We start from the raw sequence: 20,936 nt of genomic DNA on the forward strand, positions 1-20,936 counted from the left end.
TGATAAATAATTACTGAATAAGGATCATTTTCTTAACTGCCCTATTATTCTCCGTTTCAAGGATGTAATAAAAAATACCAGGTTGATTTAAGTCTTTGTTATTGATCTGGATACTATTTAATCCAGATTTAAACTCTCTACTTATTTGCTTAAGAACCTTACCATTGACATCACAAATTTTCAAAACTGCTTGACCAGATTCGGGCAAGAGGAATGAAATATCTGTATATGTACTGAATGGATTTGGTTTATTCTGATATAGATAAAACCCTTTAACTTCAGATTTGGAATCTAAAAAAGATAACTTTAGATTTAGTTCTTCATTTTGAGCACCATAGGCTTGCGAAGCAAAATTTCCATTACTTAAGGCAAATGAATTACTTAATTCTCCGCTTTCAACTGCTTTAAAAACAAAACTAAACAATTCCTTTTCCAATGACACTCCTGATGCCTGATCAAAGCTTAAGCGAATTTTACCATTAGCAATCATATCATGATTGTAATTGTAAGATTCTACAGTTAATGTTCCAGATTTAATATCAACCAGTTCAAGCTTAGCTGGATCAAACTCAAATTCTACCTGTAATCCGGTTAGCATATTCAACCCATGCAAATTCACAGGTAAAATAATTTCTTCTCCATTCTGAAATTTTGTTTCACCTACTTGTAATGTTGCCTCTGAATAACTTCTTGACGCCACTGTTGCTAGCTGATTGGCTTTTGCATTACCATTAATGTCCCCAAGTTTAACTGCTACAAAATTATTTTCTGAGATATCAGATTTTAAATTGTCCACTTTAATCACATCACTATATGACCAAGGCTGGGTTGGGTCAGAAAATTTATAATTTGATTCTACAAACACCCATGATTTTTTAATGGATAGTTCACTGGTAATCCCAAGAATTAATTTTCTTAAATCTGCAATATCTCGTGCTGTAATACTCTTTGATTCATTTACATCAGCCGCTATTAATTTATATGGATTATCCAAAGGTGCGATTCCTAAAATGTGTTTTTGGATAATCACAATATCATTTGTGGTAACCCCATTCAATGCGTCATCATTCTTTACCGCTTTTATGGTATAGTTTTCGGAAAGCGGAACTGATGCAAATGCATATTGTCCATCCTGCTGAGTCATATGATATTTAGGCATAGAAGGCATGTTTCCGTTTATGGTAACCATGGCTTCTTGCAATGAACTTTTTTGTTCGGTAGAAATAGTACCCGAAACCAATCCAGCAGTAGTATTTCCACCGCCTAAATTGTCCGGACATGCATTTCCTAATCCATCCTGTATGATTACTTTTGTAGTACAATAATCTCTATTTCCCGCTTCATCAGTTACATATATATCAACTGTGTCTGATTTTGATATACCCCGATCAAGATCCGCACAGAAATATGTTCTGGAAGCATCCAATGGGTTTGATGAAAATGAATACCTTAATCTGGAAGCAGGAGTACAATTATCAAAACTGTTTGCATTCAAGTCACTGGCCCAAATAGTAATCTGACCATTAGTTGGCATGATCACTGTAATGATGCCTGGGCGACAAACAGGAGTAGGTTGTTTGCGATCAACTAAGGTGAATATATATGTACAGGTTGTTACGTTGCCACACCTGTCTTCAACTGTCCATGTGATTTTGTGTGAGCCAACAGGGTAAACTCCACTTGCATCGTTTGAAGCTCCATTAATATCAATGCTACCATTGTTATTAAGGTCAATTTTATAAGACCAAACTAAATCCTGATCATCAGTACACTCATCATCTGCCGTTGCAATCAATTCTGCAAATCCATTGCATTCACCTGAAATTGCATCGTAATTTCTATTGTTACATGAACTTGTAATAACAGGCTTTTGTGTGTTTTTCACTTTGATTACCTGAACATCTGTCCACCGACCTGCACCGGTCAAAGGATTGTAACTGCACCAGTCTATAACTGTCCATTTTCTTAATATTTTGTAACATACATTTTCAACAAGACTAAATACTTCATCTTCATAAGTAGTAAGTATTGTTGCGCATGAAATATTGTTTGGCCACGTAGGTCTGCCTGTAACGCTGGAATCCACACTACTTAAACATCCTTCCAGCGTTGTATCGGCCGGAAATTTAATAGATGCTCCATTGTATGGTTTAAAGTTATTTAATGTTATGGTTTGAACACAGGTATAAGGAGAATTAAAATCATCTCTGAAAGTATATCTCCTGGTAATGGCTCCGGTACCACAATTATTAATTGAATAATTTATGGATGAATCCACTTTAAGATTACAATCTTCTATGACCAATCCATCAAAACCCCATAAGTATGGTTGGACTAGCGTGATATTTGATGGATCGTTTAAAATAATTTGTTTTCTGTCTGATTCATTTCTTCTATAGTATCCGAATTTATTCAAATCAGAAACATCGTATCCACAACTTACCGTAATGTTTGGCAAACAAGTTACTATAGGAGGTTTTTTATCCTGAACAGTTACCAACACCATACATTCGTTTGTATTCCCTGCTTTATCTTTTACCTGCAGGATCACAATAATTGGATTGTTGGTTATATCCTGACAGCAAAAATCAACATATTCCGCAAAGGCAGTATTCCCTGAACCACCACAAGGTGATGGATTCATTCTCCTAACTTTAAATGAGTCAAGTGCACAATTATCATGTGAACCATCATCAAATGAAGCAGCAAATATGTTTGCAGTCCCAGCATCCGTCAAAGCCACAACAGTTTCCTGGTGACATACGGGAGTTGGTTTTGTTTTCTCTTCTACAAATATTTCAGTGGCACATTCAGTTGAATTTCCACATGCGTCAGTTACCACATAAAATAACCAGGATAATCCCACTGGAAGATCTTCAATGTGAAAACCAATTAAATTCGTTCCGGCATACCTTTTGGTAACACCTACTCTTGTTGCTTCTAATGATGATGGTATAATATTAGGCACTCCCCTTTTAACCAATACATCATAGGTTAAAGGATTTGAACATTCTGTACCAATAATCCTAGGCAAGGGAAGGTCATAAGCACCTGAACATGAATGAGCAGCTGTTACTACAGTATCTCTGGAAGGACATACTAAAATTGGCCCTCTGTCATCTACCACTTTTATCAATTGTATACAAGTGGTATCTTGCCCAGTACACCAATCAGCGATAAACCACTCTCTCAATATTTTATAGGAACCAACACAAACTCCCAGTCTGATGTCTGTGTAGGTATAATTTATATTTCTGCAATTTACACCTGTTGGATATCCAGTAACACTAGGATGAGGATGTCCTTTTCCATCCTTCGCAAAACTTGCATTACATTGTAATGGGTCAGGATTTTTTGGAAGAGGTCCACCAAGATCTGGATCTATGCCATCATAACTTGGAGGACATACGATATTTGCAATTGAACCTGCTCTGACTAATACGGTATCTGTACATTTTGTTTGATTACCATAAGAATCTGTTGCAGTCCAATCTCGGAAAATAGTATCAATATAAGTAACAGCCGGAGGACAAACTACTTGTACCTCACGATCCGAATAGGTAAATGTTGTAGGGCCACAATTATCATAAAATGATGAGGTGCTGGTAAATGTATTTGGTTTGCCAACTACTGCAATTGGATTAGGAGCCCCGATTGGCTTTGGAAAACCTACACCTGGTGAAGTTGGCAATATTCCATCTCCACAGTTAACAATTACACTTCTGCATGCGAGGATAGGTTTGAGTTTATCTTCAACTCTCAAAACTCCCCAACAAGAATTACCTGAGCATCGGTGTATAGCAGAAACTTCAAGAAATTTTCCGATATAACTTGAATTTACATTTGGACTTCCAGGAATTGTAATTTTAGTAATTGGATCTCTTACAACGATATTATAATCTGCATAATTAAACCCATTGCCTTCGATTACCATCTCAGGAGTGACAACACCTTGACAAAATTCATCTAATGAAAGATTAACAGTGTCATTACAATTCACTTGAGGTGCTGACAATGCGCCCACTCTGACACGAAATGTATCAGGAGTACATGTCAGTAAAGGAGGTGTTTCCACCATAACAAATACAACATCACCCGGCGTATGCCAGGTTATCTGTACTGTTTGCAACACTTGATTAATAGTTGCTGATCCAGAAAGTATCTGGAAGGAATAACTATTACCAATGTCAAAATTGTTAATAAAGTAAGATGCCGGAGAGTTGCTCTGACACAAATAAGCATTTGGAGCTAAATTTAATGTCGCACAAGTCTGTGCCTCCAACTTTACCATGGAGAAGGAACCCAGCAAAAAAAGCACAGGCATCAATCCTCTCAAAGTCCACGAAAAGTGAAAATTTGTTAATAACGGTCTTTTCATAAAAAATGAAGTTTTGTAAATTCGTTTTTGCCAAAAATCAGAATGACTCTGTGTTGGCAACACAGATCCATGGGGGATACACTTGTGGGGGATATAACCGGAGCAAATAATATCAGAGCACTGGTGATCTAAAATCACTTGATCCAATCTTCGCAATTAGGAGCAAGTTGTGTTCCAAAAAAGATGTAATGAAATGTACTTATGCGTAAAATAATTAATATAGTCATATTATATTTAATCCACATGTATTATAGCCTACTTTTAAGCAAACTATAGTTTATGAAAACAACTTATTAGTGAAAATATTTTTTATAAGAAATTTATGGACCAATTTCAAGGTCTATTAAATACTTGATAGATATTCATTAAAAGGAAAACTTAGGATTAAATTTCTATATGTTCAAGACTAGTAATATTATAAAATAATATCATACGAAAATACTCAACTCCAAAAATCTAACTGTTCCAAAAAGCCAAACATTTCATTTATTTTTTAAAACAAAATCTTATAAAAGAAAACTAGTCCGTTCAAATATCAATTAATTCCCTTACTAACTTCTATAATAAGTTTTCTGTGCTCACATAAAACTGGCAATTAGATTTCCTGCACACTTACACAATTTTCAATCAATTGCGACTATATCTTCTAGTGTGCGTTCAATAAAAACCTTTATAATCATGTTTGATTTGCTGTGGGTTGAAAAACTCATTCATAAAACTTTTTGACACTCTATGATCTAAGTAAAAATTATAAAAGGTTTCATTCAACAAAAAATAATAGTGAAAAAATATGGAAAAATAAATCAAATAAAATCGCTTTACTTAATTATCAAAGAGCGAAAAATATGATTAGCAAAATATTAATTCATTATTTTTTGTTTAACCACCAATAAAAGAAATCTTTAAAAATATATCTAACTGAATTAATAAGTAAGAAACTTTTTCTAGAAAAAATTCTACAGCAAGAATTTGAAAAATAAAAAGGCCTGCATCTCTGCAGGCCTTTTTATTAAAAATATTTTGATCTCTATTACTCTACGGAAATCATCTTCTTCGTTGCCGTATGATCTGCAGCGTCTAACTGATAATACAACACACCAGTTGCATTCAAGTCTCCTTTGCTAATCTGGTGATGATTCAATCCCTTCTGACCTTTAAGTTCATATACCCGAAGTACTTTTCCTGTTACATCATATACTGTTAACTTCACAGCTCCGGATTCAGGTAAACGATAACTTACTACCGTCTCCTTGCTGAATGGGTTTGGTTCATTCTGATACAATTCAAATACTCCACTCTCTACTATTCCTCTGTCTGTTCTCACTCCCATCACTGGCTCTAGTAGATTGTCTTTCTCATCGTATGCCTGAGCTGAGGTGATGTTACTGTTTATTGCCATCATCTTACTCAACACGCCATTTCTGGTTGCCGTGAAGTTTATCACAAATAATTCATCTTCCTTTCCATAACTTAATCCCTTATCAGCATTCCAGCTCGTTGTCAACATTCCTTCCGATACTCGCTTTGTTCCAAAGTTAGCTTCTGTGGTCTTCAACACTCCTGATTCTGTTCCCTCATACATCAGACTACTCTGATCAAACTTCAAGGTGAACTGGTAACCCGAAATATTTCTAAAATCTGATGATTTGAAACTGACTCGGTAACTTTCTCCTGCAATCACTTCCTGGTCCTTGATTTCAAAACTCAATTTGCCATTCGTTCTGCTTTGAATACCCTGAGCACCGTTTGCTCTGGAATCTCCTGTTACATCTCCCATTTTTACAGAGATAAAGTCCACCACTTTACTCTTATCCAACATCAGGTCAGCACTTCTTGGTGCATCCCATGGTGATTTTGGATCCGCAAAAACATAATCCGCAGGAACAAAGGTCCAGCTCTTTACATTCCTGAACTCATTGTTGATACCCAAGATCAACTTTCTCAATTCAGCCATATCTGAAGCAGTTATGGTTTTACTTGCATTCACATCTGCTGCGAGCAATTTGTATGGATCTGTAATCTCTGATTGACCAAGAATGTGTTTCTGGATCTTTACGATATCCTGTGTAGTTACTCCATTTGCATGCTCATCGTTACGCTCTGGTTTAACACTGTACATGGTATTCATTACCAAATCTCCGAAGCTATATGGACTTCCCATCATTTGTCTCATCATGGATCCATTGTGGAATAAACTAACTTCAACAGGTCTTGTTTCTACCCCTGTCTCCGTCTTAATGTTTCCGCTAATTTTACCCTTTGCTGTTCCCACATTAGGGCATATGTTTTGATTATCCTGAATGACGATAATTGTTTTACAATAATCCTTGTTGCCTTCTTCATCTTCAACCCACAGTTCTACTTCTAAAATTATTTCATCGTTTAATTTCTTGTCCACAAAATCCTGACAACAAACTGTAAGCGATGGTTTGGTTGGATCTTCATCGAAGTAGAATTTCAGATTTTCCTGACTGGTACAGTTGTCATAACTTCCCTTATCCAGATCTTTGGCCCAGATATCCACACATCCACTGCTTGGCATAGGCACGGTAATCACTCCGGTCAAACAATATGGCGTCGGTGCCTTACAATCCTTGATCTCAAACAAACTCTCACATACACCAACATTGCCACATCCATCCTCTACAAACCATTTTATCTTATGGATTCCTATCGGATACGTACCACTTGCATTGAATGGATTATGACTGTCATCTGCAAATGGATTGTGACTGAATTCTACCGTATCCCCAGCTGCATATTGTTTGCTGGTCAACGTGCCTACACGGAAGTCATATCCTCCATGTACGCCCTTGCCATCATTGAACGCATCTATCTTATATTCCCAGAACAACCAGTCGGCTGGCGTACAATTATCTGTAGCACTTGCCGTCAAACTGATATGACCTACACACACGCCTAACTTGCTGTCGATCTTCGCCGGTTCACATGGTCCTACACTGCAACTTACCACCGGACGATTTTGATCCCTTACTTTGATTACCTGTAATGCCTCCCATCTTCCATGATCAGGATCGATAAATGGATCGTACTGACACCAGTCGATCACCACCCATCTCCTCAACACCTTGAAGCATGCATCCGGCTCTATGTTAAACTGCTCGTCAAAATATTCTATCGACAATAACGCACAGTTGTCATCTGCATTATTGATCACCTGTGGGCGTCCCAATTGTGGATTGTCCGGGGAAATATCTGCTCCACAACCATCCAAGGTTACCGGCGTCTGTGTACACACTCCGTTTGGCCACAATAAGTCCGTATATCTCGGATCGTTACATGCTACATCATCTATATAGAATGGATCGCAATCTACTACCCAGATTGTCTGTATCGCCGTCACATTGATGTTGTTAGGTCCTGTGGTCGAAATGATCCTTTGTATCACACCCTGACCACACTCTCTTAGGTCATTTACCGTAATTGTAGGCGTTGACCCGCATGGACTCAATACATATCCGTCAAATCCCCAGGTCAACTCATACTTCCTGTCCCAATGTGCAGTGTCAAAATACTGATAGTAGTATTCACATGCCTGGTTCGGCGCAGGTTTCGGTTGTGCATTCGTCTGTACATATCCAGGGTAACCTGTATAATCATTGCGCTCACAGAATTTGTAGCATACCAAATCCTTGGTTACCACTTTCCTCCTGTCGGTTAAGCTCGTTACCACCTTTCCAAAAGTCGCATCATTCGGATTCGTCAACTTCGTTACATCAAACCAGAACCAGCAACTTACCACTATATTCGGTGGTGCTATCACTGTAGGTACTGCTTTGTTTTGTACTTCCACTTCTACCATACAGTCGCTGAATCTTCCATTCAACACACTGCTCGTACTTGTCATCCTGATCGGCGTCACAGGTCCCGGTCCCGGATCTACATCAAACACTCGTAACACTACCATCACTTTCGTCCCTACATCCGCACAGCAGAAATCTGTATAATCATCAAAATAAATCTGGTTGCCTGCCAATATACTGTTGTCATCTCCGTTGCGTCCCTGACAGGCCACCACGTTGTTTGAGTTACTTCCATTGTTCGTTCCCAGCAATTCTGCCATTCTGATCACTTTGAAGTATACATGTGGTTGGCAATTGTCAAAGCTACCCTCATCCAGATCTTCTGCATGCAATCTCGCATAATTCGTCAATGGACTCTGATTTCCATTAAGGCTCACCACCGTAGCTGTACGACATACTGCCTGTGGCGGTACTCGGTCTATTACATTCAACACTATTCGCTTCTTCGTGATGTTGCCACAACAATCCGTTGCAACTATATACCCATTGTATATTCCTTCCGGCATATCCAACACCACAAAGCCTGCTGTCTCATCTCCTAATACCGTTCCATTGTCCACTTCCACTGTGTAGTGTACTTCATTTGAACAATTGTCCAATATCCATGGCGCAGGTACTTCCCAGCGTCCTGTACATGTCCAGCTCTCCATATTCACCCGTGCACTGTCCGGATACAATACCTGTGGTCCTTCATCGTCTATTACCTTGATGATTTGGTTATGACCACCCACCTGGCTGGTACACCAATCCATCACTGTCCACTGTCTCAATACTTTGAAACAGCCTACAGGACCTGCATCACATCCAGGTGTCGCCAGGTCAAATACGATATCCTTATACGTCACTGTAAGATTAGAACACTCCGCTCCTCCAGGTCTTCCTGTTCCTACCCACATAATGTGGCGGTCAGGACCCCAGCACAATGGATTGTTTGGTGACCATTGTCTGTGCTGTGGATAATACACTGGATCAGGACTTGGATGTCCATAATGTGGATCATTCACATCATCGATACAATTCCAACCCAACACTCTCGGTAACCTTCTGTTTGGATACTGATCCGGTGCGTTTGGATTTGCCAACCAAAACGCGGAATCCAGAATATAACCATCCACACACTCTGGGAAATCCGACATATGCGGCGTTACATTCTTGTTCCTGTCTATCTTCTCATCACATTCTAATGCCGCCTGATCCAAATTGTCATAATTCGCAGGCACTGTTACCTCAAACAAATCGCCAATTTTTACAGTAATGGTCTGTACACATACTGATTTATTGCCGGAGGCATCCGTGGCTGTCCAGGTTCTAGTAATTCTTCTTGCATATCCTTGCGGACATCCTCCCTGAACTTCACTGTCACGATAGCCAATACTTGCTCCACCACAATTCTCGTAAACACTTGGCTGACCTGCTACACTTGGTGCTGTACTCGATCCGCACGATAAGCTTACATCCGGAGGACAAGTCATGTAAGGTGCTATCTTATCCTCAACTCTTCCATGTCCCCAACAGCTGTTGCCGGTTACTGGATCTATTATCGTTATCTTTAATTCTCTTCCTATGTCGTTGCCATTGATTTGTACCCCTCTCCTGTTTGGATCACGGTCGATCAATGGTCCTCCCTTCCAGTCTCTAACTTCTACTATGTAATCATCATAGCAAGAGTATGGACCTCCTTCCAGTACCATATCAGGGTAGATCGTAGCTCTGCAGCTATCGTCCAGACTGATTTGGATGTCATCATTACATGCCAGTGCTCTGGTTGGATTTGCGTATTTATTTACACACACCTCAAACTCACAGGTACCCACATTACCAGAGGCATCTGTCGCACGGTAACAAAGCTTTGTACATCCTATCGGGAAAAAACATCCAGGACCATATGGCGCTCCACAGGTCTGTACCAACGGAACTCGATTCGAATTCGCCAGATTGTAACCGATCACGCCCATCCAGTTGGCGCCTCCAAATCCAAATGAACTGTTGATAAATGGTGCTGCAAACTGACCTCCAGTATACGTTGCTCCATCTATCGGTGTTCGAATATTGGCATCTCCCATCGGTCTTCCGGCACAGCCACTGAACAGGGATGCATTCGTGCCTCCTGTTCCAGGTGCATGGATATAGATTCCTCTGGTCTCTCCAGGTGCCATCGTCAAACATCCCAACACTGTAGTCTCAGTTTGTATTGGTGCACATCGCTTGATCGTATCTGTCCTTGTTCCGGTCAACAATCTGAAGCTGTCTATCACTGTGGTGAACTGTGCTCCGGATGTAGGGGTCCTTGTCGCACATAAGGTCCACGCATTCGGCGTAGCTACTACCGGCGCGTGTCCGCCAGGATTCGTTGTATAATAGATGTTGTGTGGTACGTTCGCAAATGCTCGTTCTCCCAACAACTGTAAATTCAATAAACTTCCCGAGGTGTTGACCAAGTCAAACATCACTCCCCAACTCGCAGCTCCTCCGGTAATAGACCAGTAAGATGCAGGTGGCAAACATACCGTAGTCATATTTCGGTTGCCAAAGTATGCGCCCGCAGGACAATTGTCCATCGCCATAAATGGTGGTGCATCCCAGCTGGCTTCACACTCCCCAGGTCCTAAGTTTATGGTAACAGGTGATTTTGTTGGACAACCCATGATAACCGGTGGTAGGTTATCTACTACCGTAACTACAGCAAGGCAGGTGCCTACGTTGCCACATTCATCTGTAGCCCTTAAATTCACATTATTTGGCCCAATGTTGGCACAAGTAAATGTGGACGGTACAGCTGTCAAGACCAATGCAGGAGTAGCAGTACAATTGTCAGACACGCTGGACAATAACTGAACAGGGGTAACCGTAGCATTGCCATTGGCATCCAGGAATATAGAAATATTTCTACAGGATAAAACAGGGGCTGTATTATCAGATACCGTTATTATCTGAGAACATGTTCCAGAGTTACCGCAAACGTCAGTGGACCGATATGTTCTATTCACTGTGAATCTATTTACGCAGGTCAAATTGCTGACTACATCTCCAACATGAGTGACTACAATGCCAACATTTCCACAATGATCAGCAGTGATAACACTAGCCACATTAACAGGCGGAACTGCACTGGCACATTGTACTGTAACCGGAGGAGGACAAACTACCGATGGTGCCGTAATATCATTAACTGTAATGATTTGAGTGCAAGTTACTGCACTTCCTGGGCAACAACTATTAACTGCGCGATATGTCCTTGTAACCACATATCTGTTGGCACAAGTTTGGTTACTGATCACATCACTGACATGAGTAACTGTTGCAGGACTTGCGCATGGATTGGAAGTAACCACAACGCTGGCTGGATTTGGTGCAGGAACATCAATAGCACATCCAACAGTAAGCGGCGCAGGACAACTGATTGTTGGTGGCCCATTAACGGTTACAGCCTGACTGACGCACTGGGTACAACCAGGATGTCTGTTGTTAGGCACATTGTCTGCAGCGTCAAAACAATATTGGACCGTATGATTTCCTAATCCAACTGATGCCGGATTAAATACAGTATTTACCACACCATTCACTCTAAATACACCTACTCCTGATGCTGGTCCGGATCCATCCCCCAAAGTGGCAGATCCATTTAATACAACGGGTGGATCTGTAATACAATAATTAGCATTTAATCCATTGATTTGCGGATTTGGATAATAGCAAGTGTTTCCAATGCTTAAGGTTACACCCAAACTATTTGTAACAGATACTGTATAACCAATGGCATCTACATGCTTACCTCTCAAAGTATAATAAACGTTCTCGTCAGCCTCATCAAATTGTCCATCATTATCATTGTCAATACCATCGACAGTACCAACTGTTAATGTTGTACCTATTGGAATGGCTAAAGGTGCTGCCGGTGGAGGTGGACTTGAATTTAAAAACAATCCACTTACTGCACTTACAGACCATGTTTGACCAGAAGGTGCATTAACCTGAACTAATTCACTAAATTGTCCATTGGTCAATGTAGTAGCATTGTTTAAACAACTACATGGATCTTTAATACTAAGTGTGCAATTAGTAACTGTTACGCTTCTGGTTGAAGAAGCAGAACATCCTTTTGAATCAGTTACCGTATAGGTTAGCGAATAAGTTCCGGGTGTTGGGCAATTAAAGATTGGATTAACAATCCCGGTATTGCTTAAGAAAGCTGAACCGGTTCCGGTCCAAAGATGAGTAAATGCGCCAGTTCCACCAGAAGGATTACCATTCATATTTACCGGTTGACCTTGACAAGTATTTACAACTGCAGGAGTTATGTTCACAACAGGCGTTGGATTGATGACAAGAGTTCTGGAAGCTGAAGGTCTACACGAAATATCTATAGGAACCGGGGACAGTATTGCATATAAATAATAAGTTCCCGTGCCAGGAAATAAATGATTAGTCGTAGCAGTTGTTCCTCCTCCTCCAAGGCCAGCATTTGGAATTGTGGCAATGATAGTTCCTCCGGAATATGGGTCTGTAAGTAGCACATTTGATCTTTTAAATGTTATGCCATAGGTATTGCCCATATTAGAAAGACCCGAAGACAGCAAATTGACATTTGTTCCATCACATGCTTCATTTGCTGGGGTTGTTGTAAGACTGCCAATTGAAGGACAAACATTACATCCTCCAGGACCATTTAAAGTTACTGCTAAAACGGATGAGCAACCATTTCCGCTTGAAGTTACAGTCACAGAATAACCTCCGGCGACAAGTCCGGAAATATCTTCGATATTGTTTGTATACCCGTTTGGACCTATCCATGCATAGGTATAAGTGCCAGTCGGGGTAACGGTAAGATTAATCGAACCATCTGTGGAAACACAAGTTGTAGGTTCAATATGATTTTCTGATAATCCTGGGTTAGGAAGTACATTCACAGTGGAGCTTGCTGTTTTAGTACAGCCATTTGCATCCGTAACCGTCACTGTGTAGGTGGTATTTATTACAGGAGCTACAGTAATTGCATCTGTCATGGCCCCATTACTCCAGGAATAACCAGTGCCTCCTGATGCAGTAAGGGTAATGTTTTTTCCTGAACAATTGCTTGGATTCAGAGGTACAATCGCTGCATTTGGCAATGGGTTAACCACGATTTGAGTAGTTCTGGTTGAAGAACAATTGTTAGCATCCGTTACAGTTACAGTGTAACTGGTCGTAATAGATGGATTTACCGTTATTTTTGCGGTATTGGCCATGGTACTCCATTGGTATCCAATTCCTCCGGAAGCTGTGATCATTACAGAAGCTCCATTACAAATAATACTGTCGTTAGGTGTATTGCCGGAACTTTCCATATAGGTCATTCCAATCACCGGCTTTTGGGTAACCGTAATTTTTCTACTCAAGACTGCACTACATCCTCCTGCATCAGTGACCGTAACAATATAGTTTGTAGTTACAATCGGATTTACATTTATAGCGGCAGTTGTGGCACCATTACTCCATGAATACATCGTGCCACCAGAAGCAGTAATCACAGCAAGATCTCCAGCACAGACCGTGCTGTCATTAGGTGCACTTCCAGAATTGTCTGTCTCAGAAATATTGGCATTTGGGTTTACTGTTACAGTAACAGAACTGGTATTGGTACATCCGTTCCAATTATCGGTAACTGTAAGCGTATAAGTTATTGTTTGGGCTATATTGCTGGCTACGGGATTTGCAATTGTGGTACTGGATAAGTATGTGGAGGGTGACCAATTGTATGAATAATCTCTTGAAAACCTGAATGCATCTGGAAATCCTGTCCATAAGGTTGTCCCATTTCGTCCAATAACAGTTGTTGCAGAAGTACCCCCTCCATTTTCAACACCTTGAAGCTTTGAAGAAGTACTGTTTGTAAGGGCAATTGTGTGAACCTCTATATTGTTGGTAGTTTCAAACAATATAATTTGAAAACTAGTATAAAAAATCTGAGCTGAGCCTGAATTATAAAAGCCAACAGAATCATAATTCACAACAAATCTTCTATTTGGGCTAGAACCATCAGTAAAATAATTCAAACTACCAGTGGTTATACTTCCAGCAATTAACCTTAAATCAAGGTCTGCAAAGACCCCAGCAATGGTAAAATTAGGATTTGAAGTATTTGGAAAGCCACTTCCATATCCTCCGGTTGTTGGCGTACCAAAATGGATATTTCCATTTGTACCTATTACTAATGATGAAAAAATATTTCCATAAAAATTAAAATTGTATGGAAGGGCTATTCCTGACCAATAACCATCATCCAAGCTTCCACCAGATAAAGTTGTAGTTTCGACGCCATTTGTAACCAAATGAGTTACACCTGCTCCAGGCACAGGGATAGGAGAAAAATTAATTTTACTTGCTATGTAACCAGTATCCAAAATAGTGGCAAGTAAGTTACTAGTCCCTAACCTACACACACTTGATGGTGTGGCCGAAACCGATATTTTCGGTTTTGGGTTAATATATAAACTACTTGAAGCAACTGCAGTGCAACCAACTGCATCTGTGACGGTCACTGTATAATTTGTTGCAGAAGGAGGATTCACATTTATTGAAGTTGTGGTAGCTCCGGTACTCCATAAATAATTTACACCACCACTTGCAGTAAGCAAAACAGGTATTCCTTCGCAACTAATCGGATTAAGCGGAATAATTGAGGCTATTGGACTAGAATTTACTGTAACCGTTAATACACCCGTACTATCAGTCATGCCGGATGCAGGGCAAGTAACTATTAACTTGTAATAATAGGTACCGGTAGCCAATGGATCAGTTGTAAAACATTTATCCTTTGCACAAGGAATATCTGTAAATGGCCCTCCCGGAGCATTTGAAGATTTCCATTGATAAGTAAGTCCCGATCCTGTACTTTGCCCGGAAACACAAATTGTGGTTACCCCATTAGAACAAATTGGATTTGGATTGGCAGAAATGCTGCCGGCAACCGGTTGACCTGAACATGCAGTGGCCACAGTTCCAGAAAATTCATCTGCACCTATATCAGGTGTAGATGCATTTCTTGTGTTGCCATCATAATCAGTGGTGATACCCGCTACAGCAGCTCCACCACTTTCCAAAAGCGTTGGTTTTGCAGGATCAATGTGAAGAAAGTTGGCATTTGGGCCTAAAGTGCTTAAGAAATAAGGACTTTCTGAAACAGAATTGGCTTCACGGGTGGAAACTCTTGTTTTAAAGTCTGCTAAAACTGAATCAGCGTTGGTACCATCAAAAAATATCAATCGGTTTACACAGGTCCCTCCTGCATAAAAATTATTTCTGTTTGACCCACTGCCATAATTGGTTAATGTTGTCGAAGACCTTTGATAGGCAGTAGTTTTACCTGTTCCTTTCGGATAGGATAAATTTATTATATTGTTGTTATTCAAATTTAGGGTAGCGGAAGTTGCCGTGGTACTGGTTGTTGCAAACAAGCCACAGGTACCAAAATTTGCACCTGTAGATTTTGCATCTAAATAAATGGTGTTGTAACTCACATTTACGGTAGTAGTAGTTGATGTAGTTGTTAGGTTAATCCCTCTCAAAGTGGGAGCAGTTGCAGAAGAAGTACTTGCAAGCGGAGCTTTTAGATTCCCTATCAAATTATTGTAAACATTGGCATTATTCGCAGTTCCGGTACTCGTAATCTGTATTCCAAATACTGTCGGTGCTCCGGTAGAAAAGCTTATAATGTCGTAAATTTTATTGTTGAATATTGTTGGAGCACTACTGGATTGGTTTATTCCACCCACAGTTGTCCCTAGAGATGAAATATTGTAGACAGTATTAAAAGAAACTGTCCTGACACCGGTGGTTGTAAAAGTGTATATTCCATAAGTTATACCGGTCCCTGAATGAACAAGATTAAAAACATTGTTATAATTATAGTTTTCATTCACTGGGGATCCAAAATTATAAATACCATACATTGCTGAAGAACCGGTAGATTTAATACAACTTAAATTACTCACTGTATTGCTATCACAGACTACTGTTCCAGTTGACGTTTGAATACCATACATTGTACTGGTGGTTCCTGCACCATCAATACTCATAGAGTCCACTAAATTTTTCTTTACCGTTACTGCCATACCAGTTGTACCGGATGAATTATAAATCCCAATTGTGGTGCCTCCAGAAGTACCAAACCGCTTGATGTTTTTAACGGTATTGTTGATAATATTTACAGCCACGGTGCCTAAACTGGAGGTATTGTAAATAGTATACAATGTTCCACTACCAGTCAATGCGAGATCACTGTACGTGATATCCTTCACCGTGTTACCTAATATATTTAAAACTGCAGGAGTAGCCCCGTTGTTATAAATACCATAACAGACTCCTGATGTGGCGGTTAGATAATTTCCGGTTAAGATATTATTATTGATATTTACAGTATTTCCTGCAGGGGTAGAACCTATACCATTTTCAATGAATGCCAACTGTGAGGTGGTTGCCCCGCCATTTAAATTGATGTTGTTGTTGTTGATCGTAGCGGAGGCACTGGTACCAGATTGGGCATAAATCCCTCTAAAAGTAGTAATATGGTTAAAATGTGTTCCGTTGTTATTGTTGATTGTATTGAAGGAAATATTTACACCCCATTGGTTTATAGCTCGGATTGCGGCAGATGGATTAGTTGCACCTGATGCTCCTCCAAAATTAAAAATGGTATTGCCGGTCATTAAAGAATTCCCACCAACATCATTCAAGGTATCCCCAAGATTAAATGGAGAAGAGGCTGCGTACCCGCTTAATACGATACCATAATTACAATTGGATATGGTATTGGTATAAAATTTATTGTTTGAATTCGTACCTGAGGATAATGTTGGTACTAAGGAAGTTGTAGTTGCTGTAGGTGTTGAATTTAACACATCAATTCCTCTGGAGCCCTCGACCGCAGGAAGCGTCCCGGATGCATTGTTAATGTAAGATAGTGTGATGACACAATTTTTTATGGTATTGAACTGACATCCATTCGATACGCTTTGTTTGAACAATCCATAACCATACTCCATGGTAGATGGGTTGGAAATATTTAGTGGGTTTTCTGTTAAATTTATTCCATCTATGGTTACATAGTCCGATCCAACCAATCTAAAAATCCCATCCTGAACAGCTGTACCTGGAGTTCCTGTACCATTGACATAAGCTGTCAACAATGGATTTGCACCCATACCTGACTTAAAAAAAGTAATCGTGTTCACTGAGGTACCAGTTGCCGTAAGTTCGATCCCTCCTGCAGGGACAGTCTCAGTATGACCTGCTGTTACACTAACCATTACAGGACCGGAAATTGTAGCTGCATTTAAAGCGGTAACTGCTGCGGCTACTGTCGCATAAGGACCATTGACGCTTGAGCCTCCCGAAATGGTGACCTGACTAAAGCTAGTATGAAAAAAACTGAGAAAAAATAATAAAATGTAGGTGACCTTGTTACAAAAAATTGCAACAACAGCATTCTTTACATGCACTGAGTTCATGAGCAGGTTGGTTAGGTTCTATTAATAAATCCTTGTAAAGTATTCTATTTCAGGATTTTACAAAAAATAATAATTGGACCCTGATCCATTATACATTACCAAGTAAAGGTAGTAAATACTAGCCTATATTGCCAACCATTAATAAAAAAAATATATTAAATAATTTTAAATATGAGAGAATTTACAATTATTAATAATTGTAAATTCTATGTTCCTCACAAACGAAATAGTTCTTCAATTTAAAGAATAGTCCTATTATCGCGATCCCAATTCAAATTATTCGAAAAAAAAAGACGAAATGGATTAAATTTTGATCCAATGGAGCTAGAAAATGCCCTTCTTTTTAGCAATTAAAGACTTTTTACTTCTGAAACCAGTTTTGTCAAGGTATCCTTTGCATCTCCAAATAACATAAAAGTTTTAGGCTGATAAAACAAAGCATTATCTATACCAGCGTATCCAGCTTTCATGGATCGCTTCATGACAATCACATTTTTAGCTTGCTCCACCTCCAAAATTGGCATCCCGTAGATTGGAGAACTTGGATCCGTTTTTGCTGCTGGATTTACAACATCATTAGCCCCTACCACAAGCACCACATCAGTAGTATTAAACTCTGGATTGATATCTTCCATTTCTACCAGCTTATCATAACTTACATTGCTCTCAGCCAATAGAACATTCATGTGTCCGGGCATCCTACCAGCAACAGGGTGAATAGCATATTTAACTGTGACTCCTCCTTCTTCCAACAAATTCTCCAATTCGTGGCAAATATGCTGCGCCTGAGCTACAGCCAAACCATAACCCGGTACAATCACCACTTTTGAGGCATATTTCATTAAAATAGCTGCATCAGAGCGTGTAATTTCTTTTGTTGATCCCTGCGCTCCACCTTCAACAGATGCAGAAGCTCCACCTCCTCCAAAATTGCCAACCAATACGTTAATTAAAGATCTGTTCATGGCCTTACACATGGCCACAGTAAGTATAGTTCCTGCTGAACCAACCAAAATACCGCCAATCAGCATTACATAATTATCATAAAGAAATCCTCCACATGCCGCAGCAACACCAGTAAATGAATTCAACAAAGAGATGACCACCGGCATATCGGCTCCTCCAATTGGAAAAACAAATAATAATCCATAAAAAACAGATAATGTCAATATCACATAAAACCAAAATGGACCCGTAACAATGTCCATTACAAATAGTCCTGAAAGAACAGCAATTCCAAGCACAAGGCCAATATTTACCACTTGCTGAGCTGGTAAATTAAAATCATTAATTTTCCCTTCCAGCTTTCCGTAGGCAATCATGGAGCCGGCAAAAGATACCGAACCAATAATCAAACCTGCCAGTATAATAATCATTTTACCGCTACCAGCAGGGTCTACAGCCTCAGTTATATGTAGCATATGATTATATTCTATGATACTAATTAAGGCTGCACATGCTCCTCCCATACCATTGAAAAAAGATACCATTTGTGGCATAGCTGTCATCTGTACTTTTTTGGCCATAATATAACCAATCACTGTACCAACGAGCAATGCTGCAAAGATCCAAACTAAATTTCCTAAATGATTTCCCTGACCATCGCGATATAAGAATATGGTGGCAAAAATGGCAAGGGTCATGCCAAGACCTGCTATTAGATTACCTCTTTGAGCAGTATCCGGTTTGCTTAGCATCTTAAGGCCAAGCATAAAAGTTACAGATGCAATCAGATATATAACTACAAGAATATGTTCCATTATTTCTTTTTCTTAAACATTTCTAACATTCGATCAGTCACGACAAAACCTCCGACGACATTAAGTGTCCCCAATATAACCGCGATAAAACCAAGTATCAGGCTCAACATACCTTCGGCCTGACCCATTACTATAATCGCACCTATAATCACCACACCATGAATCGCATTGGCCCCGGACATTAGTGGGGTGTGCAATACAGATGGCACATGGGAAATCAGTTCTATCCCAACAAATATCATCAAAATGACCAGATAAATGATATCAATATTCTGGTGAATAAATTCCAATACACCCATTATTTAAGTACTTTTCCTTGGTGAACAATAAGAGTTCCTTTGGTAATCTCTTCTTCGAGATCCCATTTAAACCCTTCTTTATCTGATAAATGTTGCAATAAATTCTGGACGTTTTTAGCGTAAAGTTCACTTGCATTTGTTGCTAATGTGGATGCCAAATTAGTTATGCCAACAATTTTGACGCCATGTCTTACGACCACTTTGTCCGGTTCAGTCAATTCACAATTTCCACCTTGCTCTGCAGCCATATCCACGATTACTGACCCAAACTTCATTTGTTTAACCTGATCCTCTGTGATCAAAACAGGAGCTTTCCTTCCCATTACCAATGCAGTCGTGACTACAAGGTCTGCTTGAAATAATGATTTATTGACGGCTTCTTTTTGCTTGGCAAGATATTCTGCAGATACCTCTTTAGCATATCCACCTTCTACTTTGACCCCCTCATCCTTAACCATGATAAACTTAGCCCCCAAGGATTCAGCTTGCTCTTTCGTTTCAGGTCTCACGTCTGTTGCTTCAACCACCGCGCCCAATCTTTTTGCTGTGGCTATGGCCTGAAGTCCTGCAACGCCAACTCCAAAAATTAGAACTTTACTTGGTGTTATTGTACCCGCAGCAGTCATCATCAATGGAAAAATCCTGGTCATATTTTCTGCGCCAAGAATCACTGCCTTATAACCAGCTAGATTACCCTGAGAACTCAGGACATCCATACTTTGGGCCCTGGAGATCCTGGGAATGGCATCCATGGAAAAGGAAGAAACTCCCTTTGAGGCCAACGCTTGAAGCATCTCCGGATGATTGGAATGATACATCAAACTCAATGTGATGGCCCCATTCTTCAAATCTGCAATTTCCTCTGAACTGAATGAATTGATCTTTAAGAAAACGTCCGCTTCCTTAAATAAGGCAGCTTTAGAGGAAGATATTACTGCACCTGCTGCCACATAATCGTTATCCGTAAATGCAGATAGCTCTCCTGCACCTTGTTCAACCATCACCGCGTAGCCCTTTGCTATCAATTGCTTGGTAATCTGAGGGCTAAGCGCTACCCTCTTTTCATTTAAACGGGTTTCTTTAATTACAGCTAGTTTCAATTTGTTTCTTTTTGGAGCTGCGAAGATAAAAATTAAATCAAAAAAATAGACCCAATAAAAATGTGGAATGAACAATCAAGTCCTTTCTTT

5 protein-coding genes are annotated in these 20,936 nt (G+C 39.7%); all 5 read right to left on the reverse strand.

The window, feature by feature from the left end; translation table 11 throughout:
• Positions 1-10: 10 nt before the first annotated feature.
• Complete coding sequence (locus IPJ83_12550; protein ID MBK7881377.1) at positions 11-4,378, reverse strand: T9SS type A sorting domain-containing protein; 4,368 nt, start codon at positions 4,376-4,378, stop codon at positions 11-13.
• Between the two features lie 1,030 nt (positions 4,379-5,408).
• Positions 5,409-17,687, reverse strand: coding sequence for a T9SS type A sorting domain-containing protein (locus tag IPJ83_12555; GenBank protein MBK7881378.1), 12,279 nt, complete (start codon positions 17,685-17,687; stop codon positions 5,409-5,411).
• A 350-nt stretch (positions 17,688-18,037) separates the two neighbouring features.
• On the reverse strand, positions 18,038-19,447 hold the full coding sequence (locus IPJ83_12560; protein ID MBK7881379.1) for an NAD(P)(+) transhydrogenase (Re/Si-specific) subunit beta: 1,410 nt from the start codon (positions 19,445-19,447) through the stop codon (positions 18,038-18,040).
• On the reverse strand, positions 19,447-19,746 hold the full coding sequence (locus IPJ83_12565; protein MBK7881380.1) for an NAD(P) transhydrogenase subunit alpha: 300 nt from the start codon (positions 19,744-19,746) through the stop codon (positions 19,447-19,449). Before IPJ83_12565 ends, IPJ83_12560 begins: the two co-directional genes overlap by 1 nt.
• Complete coding sequence (locus IPJ83_12570; GenBank protein MBK7881381.1) at positions 19,746-20,846, reverse strand: Re/Si-specific NAD(P)(+) transhydrogenase subunit alpha; 1,101 nt, start codon at positions 20,844-20,846, stop codon at positions 19,746-19,748. The genes IPJ83_12565 and IPJ83_12570 overlap by 1 nt, the downstream gene beginning before the upstream one ends.
• Positions 20,847-20,936 lie beyond the last annotated feature (90 nt).

Source organism: Candidatus Vicinibacter proximus, from assembly GCA_016713905.1.
Lineage (GTDB): Bacteria > Bacteroidota > Bacteroidia > Chitinophagales > Saprospiraceae > Vicinibacter > Vicinibacter proximus.